The organism is Pelotomaculum terephthalicicum JT (assembly GCF_022410535.1).
Taxonomy (GTDB): domain Bacteria; phylum Bacillota; class Desulfotomaculia; order Desulfotomaculales; family Pelotomaculaceae; genus Pelotomaculum_D; species Pelotomaculum_D terephthalicicum.
This window is the reverse complement of the sequence record NZ_JAKNBL010000022.1, coordinates 14,761-31,792: the sequence shown is the minus strand read 5'-3', so window position 1 is coordinate 31,792 and position 17,032 is coordinate 14,761. Positions and strand designations below refer to the sequence as shown.

The window sequence follows — 17,032 nt, the reverse complement described above, 5'->3', positions numbered from 1 at the left end:
CCCTTAAATACGGGGCTTTTTCTTCACTGTTATTAGTGGCACAGTAATTGCATTAATAACACAAGGGACATGGGGACATAAGGAACCAGGGAGGGGGACGAACATGTACAAGTTCCTTGAATTGCACAACCTTGATTCTATTTATTTCAGTAAGGTTATCGAATGTTGCAGGGAAACCTTTAACTATTCAATCAAAGAAATAAATTCTCTGATCAGCAAGCTGCAGGCCAATGAAAACGATCAGGTCAGAGCCCACATTATCTACGCTGATTGTTTAGGAGAGCTGCTCGGTTTTGCCATATTCTATTATTTCCCCAAGAACCAGGTTGGATTTATTGAGGCTTTGGTTGTGCTGGAGGGCTATCGCAACCAAGGTGTCGGCACTCAGCTATACGGTCACATGATGGATTTATTAAAGAAACATTACCCGCAATGCGCCGGCCACGTTCTTGAAATATGCCGTCAAAAAGAAAATTACCAAAAAAGAAAATCATTCTTTCTTAAACAAGGCTGCATTCCCATTGCGCTTGATTTTTTCTCTCTGGACCCGGTGGTAAGCAAATCAGGAATCAACATCCTCTACCATCCATACCGGCTTAATCAGACATACTCACTTAAAACAATGGAAGATATTTTCCGGGAAATGGCCATAAATCTGGTGCACACAATCACCGTGCCGTTCCGTTTCCGGCCGCGGGCCAGGAAAAGACTGGGTTAAAGTGTCCGTACCAATACTACGAAAAAAAGCTTAAGGCCGCCAGGAGGTGAACTTTTACGGCCTTTTTACAATACAACATCTTAACAATTGGAGGGGAAATAAATGGATTATGAAGTACTACCGCCGTCGCCAGGCAAACACAATATGGAGAACTATGAGGAGTTTTGCAAGAATTTCTCCTGGGAAAACGTTGAAAAAGAATTCAGCTGGTATACTACCGGCAAAGTAAACATCGCCTACGAAGCCATTGACCGGTGGGTAGACGAAAAGAATAAAGGCAATGACGCTGCGATACTTTATAGTGACACTGAGAAAGAAGTAACAGTTACCTTTGCCCAACTAAAAGAGCAGACCAACAAGTTTGCCAACGTCCTGACCAAGCTGGGAATCAAAAAGGGTGACCGGGTGTTTCTTTTTATCCCCAGGAGCCCGGAGATGTTAATAGCTTTCGCCGGTATCGTAAAAACGGGCGCTATCGCCGGACCGCTCTTTGAAGCTTTCATGGAAGAAGCCGTCAAAGACCGCATGCTGGACAGCGAGGCTGTGGCCATTGTCACTACTGTCGGACAAAAAAGCAGAATTAAAAAAGATGAATTGCCCAACTTGAAGCACGTGATCGTCATTGGAGCCGATGAGAACAACTTGGAGTCTCTTGAAGTTTCTTACGAAAAGGAAATGGCTGAGGCTTCCGCAGATTTTACACCGGTTTGGCTGACCAGAGAAGACCCGATGTTCCTGCTTTACACCTCGGGCTCTACCGGGAAACCCAAGGGGGTATTGCATACCCACAATATTATGGTCGGCCAGTACTTTACCATGAGAATCGCCCATGACGTGCAGGAAAACGATGTTTTCTGGTGCACCGCCGACCCGGGCTGGGTCACGGGTGTTTCCTATTCAGTATGGGGACCCTGGCTGGTAGGCAAAGCTACGATCATCAGAGGCGGCCGCTTTAGTGCCGAAGACTGGTATGCCACTCTGGAAAAATACGGTGTGACAGTATGGTACAGCGCTCCTACCGCCTTCAGAATGCTGGCGGCAGCCGGGGACGAAGTTGTTAAAAAATACAATCTGTCCAGCCTCAGGCATATCACCAGCGTGGGCGAACCCTTAAACCCGGAAGTGATCATTTGGGCCAAGAGGGTTTTCGACGTGCGTATTCACGAAACCTGGTTCATGACTGAAACCGGCGTAAATATGGTCTGCTGCTATGCGTGCGAACCAATCCGGGTCGGCTCGATGTGCAAACCGATTCCCGGCGTGGAAGCCGCCATTACCGATGACGAGGGGAATATCCTGCCCCCGATGCAAATGGGCAACCTGTCCTTGAAAAAAGGCTGGCCGGGCATGATGGTGGAGATTTGGAAAAACCCTGAAAAGTATAACGAGTATTTCCAAAACGATCCCTGGTATGTTTCAGGAGACCAGGCTTTTATGGACGAAGACGGTTATATCTGGTTCCAGGGCAGGAACGACGACGTGATTAAAACCGCCGGGGAAAGGGTCGGCCCCTTCGAAGTGGAAAGCAAATTGGTTGAACACCCGGCAGTGGCCGAGGCCGGCGTTATCGGCAAGCCGGATGAGGTGCGCGGTAACATCATCAAGGCGTTTATCGCATTGGCGCCTGGTTATACCTGGAGTGATGAGCTTGATAAAGAACTCAAGCAATTCGTCAAATTAGGTCTGGCCGCTCACGCCGCGCCAAAAGAAATCGAAGTGCGGGACAAGCTGCCGAAAACCCGCAGCGGGAAAATCATGCGCCGGGTTCTAAAAGCTCAGGAAATGGGTTTACCGGTCGGAGATTTGTCCACACTGGATGACTAACAATAAAGAATCAAGCATGCGCGTAACTGCTTGATTATATGTTAAACGGAGGTTCCACCGTACGGTGGCGACCTCCGCTTTTCTTCTTAATTGGTCATGTGCTCCAAAACTTTCTCTGCATCCGGTAAACCAATCCGTTAGTTAACCGTCTTTTTTCATGCTAGCAACCAGCTCTCCCAGTACTTTACCGGCCTCTTGATAAGGTACCTGGCAAGTTCCCACCGTCTTGTGGCCGCCTCCGCCGTACTTTAACATAAGCGAACCAACGTCTGTTTTGGAACTTCTGTTGATAATGCTGCGACCAACGGCAAAGACACAATTTTGTTTATTCTTTCCGTCAACGACCCAAATTGAAATGTTTTGCTCCGGATAAAGAACATAAATCAAAAACCTGTTGCCGCTGTATATCGGGGCAACACCCCGGAGATCCGTAATAATTACCTTGCCGTCTGTATTTGTATACTTTTTCAGCATATCCTTGAACTTCCCGCTCTGTTCTTCAAACTGTTTAATTCTTTCCAGTACGTCAGGCACTTTCAGGATCTCATCTATTGACATTTTCCGGCAGTAGTCGATCATGTCGTCCATAAGCTGGTAATTGCTGATCCGGCAATCCCTGAAACGACCAAGGCCGGTGCGCGGGTCCATGATAAAAGAGAGCAGCACCCAGCCTTTTGGATTTAATATCTCATCAGCGGTAAACTGGCCGGAATCCGACTTGTCAACGGCAGACATCATTTCTTCCAAGTGCCCGAACTTCTCTTTGCCGCCGTAATAATCATATATTACTCTTGCCGCGCTGGGCGCCGGGCGGCTGTCTCCCTTGTACTTGTTTTTTAATGCCAGTCTCTCTTCCTCGCTGGAGTGATGGTCAAACCACAAGCCGCAGCCTGCATCGAAAGGCACATTGGCCAGCACATCGTTTTCCGTCACTTTGATCATGCCGTCTTGTATATCTTTTGGGTGGACGAATGCCCTGTCGTCGATTATACCCGCATCTTTTAAAAGAACCGCGCATGCCAACCCGTCGAAATCTGAGCGAGTCAATAACCTCACAATTATTTCACCTCGACATAATGTTTAATTTTAGTAAAAATTCTGCAAGAAAGAAACATTTCCTCCCAGGCAAGACAAGGATTTTCGGCGGGATAAGTATTCAGGCAAAGCATAACACCTGATTACTTGCGCTTTATTTTTAGATACTTTAAACCGGTAATAAAAATATGACCGAGCCGCACATCTAAAACGCAGTTAAATGCCATATTAAAGCAAGCTCTATCAAAACTTGGCCGAATCTCCACCACCGGCCCGGCGCCGCCGGGGGCAAGCAAACGGTTGCAGGCGGCGAATATCAACCCTTTCAACCCCCATATCACGCCAGCCAGAAGCCCGGTCTGCGCGGGATCGCCTGTCCCAATCTCCGTGCGCCAGGTTAACCGCCGCAAACGGACTTTCTCCAGCAGATAGAAAATAATGGCGCTGTTTATACGCAAAGGCTTAAAAAATCTGGATGCGATGCCTAACCACTTCGGCGGTGATATTGCTTTTTCCTTTTTGACTTTTATCCTGGGAAGCTCAAAGCTATAATGAACCAGCCCACGCCATGTGGAAAACTTCACGGTAAACTGATCATCCTTTCCCCGCCTGGCATAATTCACCTGCACCCGCACAACGGTCAGGGAAAGAAAAAGCAGAAGAAGGATTAAAAACATCAAGAAAACAAGGAACACCTTGCCCACCCGACCCCACCTCTGCATTATTTTTCCACGACTTCCCGGGACTATGCACAATTGCTAATTGTGAGAGTTGTTCTTAATGCCGGACACGACCTCCCTTACTTCTTTCATGGTCTCCGCCGACTTGGCTTTGGCCTTCCGGGCGCCTTCCGCGAGAATATCATCGATATAACCCGGCCGCTTCAATATGTCCGCCCGGCGCTCCCTGACGGGAGCCATGACCTCCTCTATGCTCGCGGCGAGCATCTTCTTGCAGGCAACGCAGCCAATCTTGCCGCCGCGGCATTCTTCTTCCAACCCGGCCAGCTTGTCTGACGCGTAAATGTTGTGATATTCGTGAACAATGCAGACTTCCGGATGACCGGGGTCAGTTTTGCGGATGCGGGCGGGATCGGTAATCATGGCGTTAACCCTTTCTTTTAGCACGTCCGGCTCCGCGCCTATCACTATATCGTTATGGTAACTTTTGCTCATCTTGCGCCCGTCGATACCTGGCAGCAAAGGCACCCTGGCCACGAGGCCCTGCGGCTCGGGAAATACCGGGCGATACAGGTAATTAAACCGGCGGGCCACTTCCCGGCACAATTCCAGGTGTGGAAGCTGATCCTCCCCTACCGGCACCGCGTCCGCCTTATACAGGAGAATATCCGCCGCCTGGAGCAGAGGATAACCGAGAAAGCCATAGGTATTAATGTCTTTCCCTTGTTCTTTCAACTGCTGCACCTGGTCTTTGAAGGTCGGCACCCGCTCCAGCCACGACAAGGGCGTGATCATGGAAAAAATCAAGTGCAGTTCAGCGTGCTCCATTATATCCGACTGGACAAAAATCACGCTTTTTTCCGGATCCATTCCCGCCGCCAGCCAGTCCGTCACCATTTCCCTTGTATTATCACGCATAGAAGAGTTATCTTCAAATGACGTGCTGAGAGCATGCCAGTCAGCGACAAAATAATGGCAGTCATACTCTTTCTGCAGCCTGACCCAGTTTTCCAAAACATACAGGTGGCCAAGGTGGAGCTTGCCCGTTGGGCGCATGCCGCTGACAATTATTCCTTTTGACATTCTTCACATCTCCCTTTCCCTCTTACAATATTACCTTGTGGATAACCCTCCTAGAGCAAACAACACCCTATCAATCGGTTCGATTACAACATTGAAAACAACCCCAATCAACCCGGTAAAAACAAGTACTATCAATATTATTGTCCCGTATTGCTCAAATTGGTCCAACCAGCCCTGCCGTCCCGGCAGAATGCCGGCCAGGATCTTCGAGCCGTCCAGCGGCGGGATCGGGATTAAATTAAATACTGCCAAAACCACGTTGATATGGATCATATACAGCATGATTCCCCCGAAATAAGGCAAATTCAGACCGGCCAGAGCGCCGGAGGCAATTGCGGAAATAACGGCCAGCAACATGTTCGTCGCCGGGCCGGCCAGGGCCACCAGCAGCATGCCCTGTCTTGGATCAAGCTTCAAATTATATGGGTTGACGGGTACCGGTTTAGCCCAGCCGAAACCCATGAAAAACAAAAGAAGCAGACCGATTGGATCAATATGAGCCGCCGGGTTAACCGTGAGGCGCCCCATGTGACGGGCGGTCCGGTCACCTAGCCGGTCAGCCATCCAGCCATGGGCAAACTCGTGGAGAGTCAAGCCCAGGACGATGGCCGGCAGCATTAAGGCAACAGTATGCAAACTAGGCAAATTAAACAATTTCCATCTCTCCTCCGGATTCCGCAAGATACTCCTTAACGTAATTCAATTCTTCCTGCCTGGTGCGTATCGCTCCGTCCAGGCGGGCCTGCCACAGCGCTTCCATAGCCTTATTGAATTGCGGCCCGGGCTTATATCCGAGCAGCCGCAGGTCCTTGCCGTTAATGGAAAGCTTATTGCTGCATATGGCGGCAAGCACATGCTGGAAGCGTTTTCTGGCAGAGTTTTTGGTGAGATAGCACAAAATCAGCGGATAAATTTCCACAGGCAATGACTTCACCTGTCTGGCCAGTTCACTCAGAGTAATTTCAAAAGGTTCTTGCAGGTTTTTCGACAAATTGCGCCAGCCGCCCAGCGCCGCCGCCACTTTATTCGTCTGTCGTTTGCTTAAATGGTAGCGTCCGCAAACCGCTGCCGCAACGGTCCAGTCGGAAATATGAAGCACCGCTAAAAAATAGACCATCCATATATCGCCGGGCTCCGCTACATCCCAGGAGCGCAATGTTCTCACCGACCGCGCGATTTCCCCGAGGACCGGACGCACCCGCTGAGGCTCAACGCCCGGAAACAAAAAGCGCCATAACCGCAGCTCTATATAACGGGCCAGCACCGGGCCCGGCCTCGGTTCCAGAAAGACATGACGCAGTTCCTCCCAAATTCGTTCCGCGGACACCCTGGCCGGCATTTTATTGCTGATTGCTTCCTTCGCCAATTTGAGAGTATGGGATTCCACATTCATATAATAGCGCTTTTCAAATCTCACCGCCCTCAGAATACGCACGGGATCTTCGATGAAGCTCAAATTGTGCAGCACCCGGATAAGACCGCGTTCCAAGTCTTCCCGGCCGCCGAAGAAGTCGACCACGTCGCCAAAGCTTTCTTTATTAAGCGAAACCGCCATTGCGTTGATGGTAAAGTCGCGGCGGTAAAGATCCTGGTGCAGTGATGACGCCTCTACCTGGGGCATGGCCGCCGGGTATTGATAAAACTCCACCCTTGACGTGGTGACATCTACCTGTTTGCCGTTTGGAAACAATATTTTCGCCGTGCCGAACTGAGGATGTTCACGCAACCGCCCCTGACGCTCCCTGCTGAGGGTTCGCGCCAGCTCAATGCCGTCCCCTTCCACCACCAGATCAATATCCAGGCATTCCATGCCCAGGAGCAGGTCGCGGACTATGCCGCCGGCGGCGTACACCCTGGCTCCCATAGCCGAGGCTGTTTCACTCGCCCACTTTAATATCTCCACGTACCCAGCCGGCAGGCTGCTGTACATCAATTCCCTTATGTTCACGGGGGACATTGCCCGGGTCCGGCCTGTTTTGACTGTCTGGTTACGGCCCGGCTCACCGCCGCCGTGCAGGGTGCGCAAAACATCCGTGCGGGTGACGATCCCTACCAGCCTTCCATTTTCGATTACCGGAAGCCTTCCAATATCATGTTCGATCATCAAATCACGCACCACCGAAGCCGGCGTTTCGGGACCGACAGACACCAGACTGGTGGTCATAAAAGCCTTAACAGGGGCGTGTCCGAGGCCGTGATGAGCCGCTTTTTCCACATCACGGCGCGAGACTATTCCTACCAGCCGATCGTCTCTTACCACCGGCAAGCCGGTATGGCCGTAACGCAGCATGACTTTTTCCGCTTCATTTACCACTGTTTCCGGAGTAATTGTCTTCACCGGGCTGTTCATTATGGCTGCCGCTGTCACCGGCGGTTTTACTCTTGCCCGGATAGCATCCATTAGCCGGCCGGTTACTTCCTCCACACCGGCTTTTTTTATTGAGACCGAGGCCGCGGCGTTATGGCCACGCCCGCCGAGAACAGCCAGTATTTCTCTAACATTCACTTCCGGCACACTGCTCCGGGCGACTACATGAACCCGGTCATCCATCTCCACCACGGTAAAAACAGCGTCCGGCCGTTCAAAATCAGCAAGCTTATGTGTTAAGACGGCAAGACCGCCGACAAATTCATCGACATTCCCCTTGGCGATTAATAATTTTACCCCGTTGACCTGAATATGTTCCGCTGAAGAAAGCAGGTCCCTTAGCAGTACGCGCTGGTCCGCGGTAAACGGCCGGTCGAGGAAATCAGCCACAACAGCCAGATTCGCTCCATTAGTGAGCAAATAGGATACTGCGTCCACATCTCTGGCCGTTGTGCTGGAAAAAACAAGCGAACCGGTGTCCTGGTAAATACCCAGGGCTAGAATGGTCGCTTCCAGCGGGGTGACCTTCAGTCCACGCTCCCTGATCTTTTCCACCAGCAAGGTGGTGGCGGCCCCGATCATTTCCACCACCTCGACCGTGCCCGATATATCACCGGTTTCTCTGGGGTGGTGGTCGTATATATGTATTTCCACTCCCGGCCTCTCAAGAAGAACTGCCAGATTGGCCAGTCTTCCGGGAGATTTGGTATCCACCAAGATCACCCGTTCAACCGGATCCGGCTTAATATCCCTGGCAGATTTTATGTCAAGAGCGTCCCTGTGTAAAGCCATGAAAGCTTCCACACTCCTGGACAGATTGCCGGGAAAGACCATTACAGCGTCTGGGTAAAGCTTCCGGGCGGCAACCATTGACGCTAACGCGTCCAGGTCAGTATTTACATGGGTGGTGATTATCTCCACTGCTGCCCTCCGCCATAATATACTACTCCCAGGTTAAATAACATGAACAATATTATATCATACCCTCTGATTCAAAAAAAGCGCCACGCAACTACTATATCCGCTATGTAAGAACTTATTGCAAACGATACTCTTATTATCAACTCGTTGTATTATTGACTGAATTATTATATAATTTATATAGATACTAAATAAATTATAAAGAGGTAAAATTAACTGCGTTGGTCTTTATGGAACTATTGGAACATAATGATGAGAAGCGGGGTGAATAATTAATGAAAAGGGATATCAACCCATGTTTTATCAGTTCCTATGTTCCCAAAAAATGCGGAATCGCCACATTCACACAAAATCTATTTCATTCTTATCAAAACTCATTTGCCAATAAGGGACGAGTCATTGCCGTAGACGACCAGTTGAACCGTAATTTTCCCTCTGAAGTCGATTTTGTTTTTGACAGAAACAAAGCTTCCGATTATGCCAGGGCGGCGGAACATATCAACTCTTCGGATTTGCACGTGGTCAACCTGCAGCATGAATTCGGCTTGTTCGGCGGTCCGGAAGGACGTTTGATCACCAAGCTGCTGGAGAAGTTAAAAAAACCGGTGGTAACCACCGTTCACACAGTGCTGCAAGATCCCAACCTGGGCTATTATACGTCACTCATGGAGGTCATTCAGCATTCCGACCGCCTGGTGGTAATGAGCCACAAGGCTATAGAAATTCTCCAGGAAGTATATTACGTACCTCCTGAAAAGATAGTGATGATTCCGCATGGCGTGCCGGATCTGCCTTTTTCGGACCCGGATAATTTTAAAGCGGAGATGGGTGTTGAAGGCAGGTTTGTGCTCCTCACTTTTGGTTTGCTCAGCCCCGGCAAAGGCGTCGAAATGGTGCTGGAAGCCCTGCCCGGCGTGGTGCGGGAGCATCCCGAAGTAATATACATTATTCTTGGCAAAACCCACCCGGAAGTTGCCAGGATCCACGGGGAAAGCTACCGGGAAAGCCTGCAGAAAATTGTTCGCGACCATTCACTGGAAAATAATGTGATGTTCATTGACAAGTTTTTTTCCAATGAAGAACTGTTCAGGTATATCAGCGGCGCAAATATCTATATAACCCCATATCTTTCACCGGAGCAAATTACCAGCGGCACCCTGGCTTACGCGGTTGGACTCGGCAAAGTTGTTGTCTCAACCCCTTATTGGTATGCCAGAGAACTGCTGGCGGACGGGCGCGGCCGCCTGGTGCCTTTCAGCAATCCTAAAGCCCTGGCCGATACCCTGAACGAGCTGCTCTCCAAAAGAGAATACCTGAATGAAATGAGCTCTTCGTCATACGCTTACGGACGTGAAATGATTTGGTCCAGGGTGTCGGAAAAGTACCACGCCTTATTCAGAGAAGTGTGCAAGGAACATTCACTGAAAGTGATAAAAAGAGTAAGCGCGATTCGCAAAGGCAGCCTGGACAACCTGGGTAACCATAAAATACTGAATATGTTTGAGCGCATCACCGACGACACCGGCATGTTTCAATTTACCTTGCATGGAATACCGGACTTAAAGCACGGTTATTCCGCCGACGACGCCGGCCGGGCGCTGGAAGTAATAATAAGGTGGGCTCGCGCCGTCAATCATATTGACAATAACTTCTCCGGTGAATATCGTTTGGCCCAAAAGTATCTATCTTTTCTTCACTACGTTCAGATAGAAGACGGCAGGTTTCACAACTTTGTCAGCTATGACCGGAGGTATCTGGATGAAGTCGGCAGCGAAGACACCTTCGGCCGGGTTCTTGCGGGCTTGGGCAGCGCCATTGCCTGGAGCGGCGACCAGTCGATCACCTTGTTTGCCAGAGACATATTTGACCGGGCCATAGACCGCCTGCCGCCGGACCGGCCGCTGTCAGACTTCCCTAAAGCACTGGCTTACGCTATCTGCGGTTTATACGGTTATCTTCATAAATATCCGGAGTCGTTAAAAGCAGCAGGCTTGCTCCGGTCCGGAGCGGATTATCTGATAGAACTCTACGAAACCAACAAGAGCACGAACTGGCACTGGTTTGAGCATGCCGTCACTTATGGTAACGCCAAAGTGCCCTATTCTTTGATGCTGGCATATAATGTTTTTAAAGATAAAAGATACCTGGATACAGCTTTGGAATCCTTGGATTTCCTCACAAACATCCAGTATGACGGTACTTGCTTTGATTTAATAGGCAACAAGGGCTGGCTGTATAAAGGAGCTAAAAGAGCTTGTTTCGATCAGCAGCCAATTGAGATTGGCTATCTGGTGGAAGCATATTGCGAAGCTTTGCGTCTGACCCGTAAAGAAGAATACCGTACGCTGGCAACAAAAGCTTTCAATTGGTTTTTCGGCAATAACCGTCTGGGAGTGCCGGTTTATAATGCCAATTATGATTATCCTCTTGACGGTCTGCACGCCTCAGGCAGCAATAGCAACAGCGGGGCTGAATCTGTTATTAGTTTCGCCCTCGCGGTTACCGCCTTAAAAGAAACAAAAATACGCAAGGCTATCGGCAACAAGGAAAAACGGGGAATAATAAAAAATCAAAATTAGACAGGAACGGTGGAGATCATCACGGCTAGACAAGAACAATTCATTAACGGCGAATTATTTCACAGGTATAGCGGCAATCCGATCGTTACAGCGGATGACTGGCCTTATCCGGTCAACTCGGTTTTTAATCCGGGCGCCGTCAAATTGCCGAGCGGCGAAACAGTTTTACTGGCCAGGGTGGAAAGCCGGCGCGGGGTTTCTTTTTTAAACGTTATCCGCAGTGATGACGGGTTGACCGGCTGGCATATTGACCCAAATCCCGCCCTGGTTCCCGAACCGGATATTTTCCCGGAAGAAATGTGGGGAATTGAGGACCCGAGGATAATTTACGTGCCTGAGCTGGAGCAATACGCTATTACTTACACGGCGTTTTCCACCAGCGGGCCGCTTGTATCGATGGCCATGACAAAAGACTTTGTCACGTTCGAAAAAATCGGCAACATCACTCTCCCGCACGATAAAGACGCGTGTATTTTTCCCCGCAGAATTGGCGGAAACTGGTTATTGGTGCATCGTCCGGAAACTGCCCACGCCATCGATATCTACGCCGGCTCTCACATCTGGCTATCATATTCCAACAATCTAAAAACATGGACCTCGACTACTCCATTAATCAAAGCACGCATGGGCTCATGGTGGGATGCCAATAAGATCGGCCTTTCGACACCTCCCATAGAAACTAAAGAGGGTTGGCTGCTCTTCTATCACGGTGTGCGCAATACAGCGGCAGGATGCATCTACCGCATCGGAGTCGCCCTATTGGACCTGGAAAATCCGAAACGGATTATCTCCCGCAGCAAGGAATGGATCTTTGGGCCAAAGGCTTCTTATGAATTGGTTGGTGACGTTAATAACGTGGTTTTCCCGTGCGGTTACACGCTAAACGAAAAAACCGGCGAACTCCGGCTGTATTACGGGGCCGCCGACACTTCAATCGCCGTGGCGATAGGCAATATCAGCCAAATCCTGGACTGGCTCGTCAAATACGGCGAAAGGCCGGTACGCCGGATGACGGATAATATTAAAGCGGACGCACCGGAGTAAAATACGGCTTTGCCTCCCCTTGCCGAACGCGCGGCAAACGGCTGTAATTAAAAGAAAAAGCGGCCCTGGTTAAATACGGGAAGGCCGCTTTTTTTCAAAAATAAATTATTACCATCTCTTGATATTTATACTTCTGGCAACTTTTCCAAAGCTTTTTTCAGGCTTTCCTCCGGTAACGGGTAGTCTTCCAGTTTTCCAGCCAGGTATGTGTCGTAAGAGGGCAAATCCAGCAGTCCGTGGCCGCTCAAGTTAAATAGTATCGTCCTGGCTTCGCCTGCTTCCTTCGCAGCAACAGCTTCCACCACGGCATGGTGAATAGCGTGGGAAGATTCAGGAGCCGGCACGACACCTTCACATTTGGCAAAGAGAACGGCGGATTTAAATGTATCCGTTTGTCCGTAGGCAAACGCCTCGGCTATTCCGTCATGGATGCACTGGCTGACCAGCGTTGATGCGCCATGGTACCTTAAGCCGCCCGAGTGGATTCCCGGCGGCATGAAGTCTTTGCCAAGCGTATACATCCACAAAAGCGGGGTAAACCCGGCCACGTCTCCAAAATCATAGCCATAGTGTCCGCGTGTCAGAGTGGGGCAGGCGCTCGGCTCAACGGCCACAAGCCGTACCTTGGCGCCATTGACAATCTTATCGTGGGCAAACGGGAAAGCGATGCCCGCGAAGTTGCTACCACCGCCACAGCAGGCGATGACCACGTCGGGATAAGCGTCCGCCTTGGCGAGTTGCTCCCTGGCCTCCAGGCCGATAATGGACTGGTGCAGGCAAACGTGGTTTAAGACACTGCCCAGGGAGTAATTTGTATCGCTACGGCCGGCCGCATCTTCCACAGCCTCACTGATAGCCATCCCCAGGCTGCCCAGGGATTCGGGATCTTTCTCTAAAATCTGCCTGCCGCAATTGGTTTGATTGCTGGGGCTGGCAATGCAATTAGCGCCGAAAATCTCCATCACGGAACGGCGGTAAGGCTTCTGCTGATAGCTAACCTTCACCATATAAACAGTACATTCCAAGCCGAAGAAGTTGCAGGCCTGGGACAGGGCAATACCCCACTGGCCGGCCCCTGTTTCAGTGGAAAGCCGTTTGATTCCTTCCGCCTTATTGTAATAAGCCTGGGCAACGGCAGTGTTGAGCTTATGGCTGCCGGCCGGACTTACGCCTTCGTATTTATAATAAATCTTTGCCGGCGTATCCAGAGCCTTTTCCAGCCGCCGCGCCCGGCAAAGTGGAGACGGCCGCCAGAGCCGGTAGATTTCCCGCACCTCTTCCGGTATTTCAATCCAGCGCTCCCCACTTACTTCTTGCTTAATTAACTCCATTGGGAAAATAGGGGACAAGTCTTCCGGTCCGGCAGGCTGCTTGGTCATAGGATTCAAAGCAGGTTTTGGCAAATTAGGCATGTCCGCCTGGATGTTGTACCACTTTGTCGGCATTTCTTTTTCGCTGAGCAGAATTTTAGTTTCACTCATCTCCTCTAAAGAACTCCTCTCTCCTCTGGTTTATTAAGAATCAACACATGCAAAAACTAAACCATTCAGGTGTTTAGAATTCATTAGTCAAAATTCATCACATTTAGAGACAAATCATTTTCTCATTCTGACTCCTGATTTCTGACTCCTGATTAGTTACAAATATTTTAGCTCAATGTTTTTCGCCATGCAAGATTATTCGTCATTTTTAGCTTATCTTTTCTTTTTTGCCGACGTCTTCGCTCCATTTGCCGCAGCGGTCGCCCCAGCGGGCAATAACGCTCCCCTGCTCAGCTACTTCCACCACTTCACACATATTGGGGCATCCGGAACATTCAAAACTGCCTGTCTTAAATAACGAGTCCGCCACACTGAAGCCTTTGAACCTGCTCACACCGGTCCGCGCCACCGCTTCACGGGCCAGCAGGGCGGCGCCCACCGCTCCCATTACGTCAAAGTGCGCAGGAACTGTAACGGGTAATTCCAGCGCTTTTTCAAAAGCTTTGGCCATCCCCACGTTGGCCGCCACGCCGCCCTGAAAAACCACCGGGGCCAGGATTTCCTTGCCCTTGCCGACATTGTTCAGATAATTGCGCACCAGCGCTTCGCACAAGCCGGCCAGGATATCCGGCAGGCCGCATCCCATTTGCTGCTTGTGAATCATATCCGACTCCGCGAAGACAGCGCACCGCCCGGCAATCCGCACCGGCGACTCCGCCTGCAAAGCAATTTCCCCGAATTGCTCTATCGGTATATTCAGCCGCGCAGCCTGCTGGTCCAGGAAAGATCCTGTACCCGCGGCGCAAACGGTGTTCATGGCAAAGTCAGTCACCACACCGTTGCGCAATATAATGATTTTTGAATCCTGCCCGCCTATTTCCAAAATTGTCTGCACTCCCGGCACCAGCAACAATGACGCGACGGCGTGGGCGGTTATCTCGTTTTTCACCGTGTCGGCGCCGACAAGCACCCCGGTAAGATGCCTGCCGCTGCCTGTTACCCCCGCGCCCCTTACCTTCACGCCGTCAGGCAGGCGTCCGTTTAATTCTTTTAACCCTTTCTGCACCGTGGCGATTGGCTGTCCCTGTGTTCTGAGATAGATTGCTTCACGGACTATACCGCCTTCATTCAGAAAAACCAGATTAGTGCTGACAGATCCAACATCTATGCCAAGATATCCCTTCATTTACAGATAACCTCCCTGGTTTCCTTTCTCCTTGCCAGTAGATCAATAAAAGCTTCCAGCCTGGTCTGCAAGCCGGCCTCCCCCGTGTGCTCGTCCATAATCAAAGTCAGTATCGGTATGTCGTAATCCGAACCCACGCCGGGCAGGATGCTTTGGGCCACTATTTCCGGCATGCAGGTGAAAGGGTACACCTGGATTATCCCGTCGTATCCGGCCCGGGCATAGTTCACGGCACTGCCTACCGTCTCCTGGCCATGGCCGCCCACAAAGTGACACAGATAAGGGCTGGCTGAAGCGCAGGTCTCTTTGCTGGAACGAAGCCCCTTAACCAGCCCGAACAACAGATGGTCGTTCACCCACTCACTCAAATAGAGCGAACGGTCGACTTCGGCTCCGAGCAGTCCCAGGTGCCGTTCCAGCCGGTTGTTTGCAAAAGGCTCCAACAAAGTATAGATTTCACCGATAACAGCGATTCTGACCAGCGGTCCGCTGGGTTTACACGCCACTCCGGCCATGATCGCGCCGGCTTTTTTCCTGGCCTCTGCCATTTCACCCGGCGACGCGGCGTTGTCTATCAGTTTTAATGCCTCACTAAAAGCTCGCTCGCTGGCACCCGCCCTTGCCTCCCTGGGCCGGACCTGAAACACCTTTCTTTCCAGCTCGTCCACTGCCAGCGCTTTCTGGTAGCCAAACCGGATAGCCTGGATCACCTGCCACCACGACCGGCGCCCGGTTATTTTCTTGATTTTAATAATTAATTCAGATATATTTTTTTCAGGCGGTTCGAGTACAATTAACTGCATGTCACATCCGATATCCTTCAAGATGGCGTGCTCAATCTGGGCGTAATATCCGAAGCGGCACGGACCGCACCCGCCGGCCATAATAATAGTGTCGGCGCCCATTTCGCGGGCTTCGATAAAATTACCCAAATTTAATTTTAAAGGCATGCAGGCAAATTCAGGTCCGTGCTTGACCCCCAGGTTTAAAGTCCTTTTGCTGGAAGGCGGCGGCACCACCACGTCCACGTCCAGATACTGCAGCATCGCCCTTAAAGGAATATACAGGTTGCCCATATGCGGAAAAGTTGCGCGCATTGTTTACCTCCGTTTCATATCCCGGCAGCTTCGGCTTTCTTCCACCGCACCATGTCTAAAAAAGCTTCCAGCCTGGTGACAATACCGGCTTCCCCGGTATGTTCATCAAGAGTGAGATTCAAGAAAGGCGCGCGCAAGGCGCGCGCATGCCGCTCGATCAACTCGCCGGTCATGGAATCAGGCCCGCACCCAAAAGCAGCCACATGCACCAAACCGCTTATATCCGGGCGGTCAAGGTAGTGAAAAGCGGCTCCGATCATCCGCTGACCGAGACTCCAGAATAATTTTTTCGGCAACCGGGCCGCGTTGCTCCTCAAGGTTTTTTCCGGCACGTGCTCAGCGGTAAAAACAGCGGCGCCCATCTCTTTCAGCCGTCCGGTCAGATTCATGCTGATATAAGAATCATAGATGTTATACGGGTGGCCGATTACGGCCACATTTAATTCAAACGGATAATTCAGCGGTTTATCACCAACCTTGTTATCCAGGACAGCTAAGGCCTCGGCAGGCATCAGTCCGAGGTGCAGCAAGCGGTAATATTTCTGCAGGGTTTTGATTGAACTGCGATAAGCTCTAAATATCTTTAACTTATTGCCGGTAAAGAGACTGCCCACATTGTTTATCACCGTGTATAAATCCCTGTCTTTTCTGTACAGGTTGACGTCAACGCCAATCAAGTCAGGCAGGCCTTCCAGCCGGCGAATCATGTCGGGCAAGCCGAGAAACTTTGGACAGATATATTTATGGTGTTCCACACTCACCATTCTGGGCAAAAAAATATAATCAACCTTCCCGGCCAGGTCCAGCACATGGCCAAAGAACAGCTTGACCGGCAGGCAGACCTCATCCACGGCATGTTTTAGCCCCTGGGCCAATGTCACCCTGGTTGACGGCGATGAAAGCACCACTTCGGCGCCCAACTCTTCAAAGAAAGTCCGCCACATCGGGTAATAATAGTAGTATAGAAGCGCTCTGGGAATACCAACCTTCAATTGCCTTCGCTCTCCTTTCACCTG

The 17,032-nt window shown here is 50.5% G+C and carries 13 protein-coding genes; 4 read left to right on the top strand and 9 right to left on the bottom strand.

Annotated elements, in window-relative coordinates; all coding sequences use genetic code 11:
* The first annotated feature begins 103 nt into the window (after window positions 1-103).
* Both L9W92_RS12480 and acsA read left to right on the top strand, forming a co-directional pair.
* Window positions 104-718, top strand: a complete 615-nt coding sequence (locus tag L9W92_RS12480; RefSeq protein ID WP_240084084.1) for a GNAT family N-acetyltransferase — start codon at window positions 104-106, stop codon at window positions 716-718.
* Between the two features lie 102 nt (window positions 719-820).
* The gene (gene acsA / locus L9W92_RS12475) at window positions 821-2,542 is read left to right on the top strand and encodes an acetate--CoA ligase (protein WP_240084083.1); all 1,722 of its coding nucleotides are present in this window, start codon (window positions 821-823) and stop codon (window positions 2,540-2,542) included.
* A 141-nt stretch (window positions 2,543-2,683) separates the two neighbouring features.
* On the opposite strand, the gene L9W92_RS12470 is transcribed toward acsA, so the two are convergent.
* The 5 genes from L9W92_RS12470 to L9W92_RS12450 all read right to left on the bottom strand — a co-directional run bounded on the left by L9W92_RS12470 (window position 2,684) and on the right by L9W92_RS12450 (window position 8,629).
* Window positions 2,684-3,598 carry a DHH family phosphoesterase gene (locus L9W92_RS12470; protein ID WP_240084082.1) on the bottom strand — a complete coding sequence of 305 codons (915 nt, stop codon included), beginning with the start codon at window positions 3,596-3,598 and terminating at the stop codon, window positions 2,684-2,686.
* A 122-nt stretch (window positions 3,599-3,720) separates the two neighbouring features.
* The gene (locus L9W92_RS12465) at window positions 3,721-4,299 is read right to left on the bottom strand and encodes a DUF2953 domain-containing protein (RefSeq protein ID WP_240084081.1); all 579 of its coding nucleotides are present in this window, start codon (window positions 4,297-4,299) and stop codon (window positions 3,721-3,723) included.
* Between the two features lie 36 nt (window positions 4,300-4,335).
* Entirely contained in the window at window positions 4,336-5,340 is a 1,005-nt protein-coding gene (trpS, locus tag L9W92_RS12460) for a tryptophan--tRNA ligase (RefSeq protein WP_240084080.1), read from the bottom strand.
* Window positions 5,341-5,370: 30 nt separating this feature from the next.
* Window positions 5,371-5,994: a site-2 protease family protein gene (locus L9W92_RS12455; RefSeq protein ID WP_240084079.1), complete on the bottom strand. Its 624-nt coding sequence runs from the start codon at window positions 5,992-5,994 to the stop codon at window positions 5,371-5,373.
* Window positions 5,987-8,629: a CBS domain-containing protein gene (locus L9W92_RS12450; protein ID WP_240084078.1), complete on the bottom strand. Its 2,643-nt coding sequence runs from the start codon at window positions 8,627-8,629 to the stop codon at window positions 5,987-5,989. The genes L9W92_RS12455 and L9W92_RS12450 overlap by 8 nt, the downstream gene beginning before the upstream one ends.
* A 275-nt stretch (window positions 8,630-8,904) precedes the next feature.
* Between L9W92_RS12450 and L9W92_RS12445 the strand changes: the two genes are divergently transcribed.
* Window positions 8,905-11,208 carry a glycosyltransferase gene (locus L9W92_RS12445; protein ID WP_240084077.1) on the top strand — a complete coding sequence of 768 codons (2,304 nt, stop codon included), beginning with the start codon at window positions 8,905-8,907 and terminating at the stop codon, window positions 11,206-11,208.
* Window positions 11,209-11,217: 9 nt separating this feature from the next.
* Complete coding sequence (locus L9W92_RS12440) at window positions 11,218-12,252, top strand: glycoside hydrolase family 130 protein (RefSeq protein WP_240084076.1); 1,035 nt, start codon at window positions 11,218-11,220, stop codon at window positions 12,250-12,252.
* Between the two features lie 125 nt (window positions 12,253-12,377).
* On the opposite strand, the gene L9W92_RS12435 is transcribed toward L9W92_RS12440, so the two are convergent.
* The 4 genes from L9W92_RS12435 to L9W92_RS12420 form a co-directional block, all read right to left on the bottom strand.
* Window positions 12,378-13,733 carry a TrpB-like pyridoxal phosphate-dependent enzyme gene (locus L9W92_RS12435; RefSeq protein WP_240084075.1) on the bottom strand — a complete coding sequence of 452 codons (1,356 nt, stop codon included), beginning with the start codon at window positions 13,731-13,733 and terminating at the stop codon, window positions 12,378-12,380.
* A gap of 208 nt (window positions 13,734-13,941) precedes the next feature.
* Entirely contained in the window at window positions 13,942-14,919 is a 978-nt protein-coding gene (locus L9W92_RS12430; protein ID WP_240084074.1) for an acyl-CoA dehydratase activase, read from the bottom strand.
* Window positions 14,916-16,016 carry an acyl-CoA dehydratase activase-related protein gene (locus tag L9W92_RS12425; RefSeq protein ID WP_240084073.1) on the bottom strand — a complete coding sequence of 367 codons (1,101 nt, stop codon included), beginning with the start codon at window positions 16,014-16,016 and terminating at the stop codon, window positions 14,916-14,918. Before L9W92_RS12425 ends, L9W92_RS12430 begins: the two co-directional genes overlap by 4 nt.
* Window positions 16,017-16,030: 14 nt before the next feature.
* Entirely contained in the window at window positions 16,031-17,029 is a 999-nt protein-coding gene (locus tag L9W92_RS12420) for an acyl-CoA dehydratase activase-related protein (RefSeq protein ID WP_312038100.1), read from the bottom strand.
* Window positions 17,030-17,032: the final 3 nt, after the last annotated feature.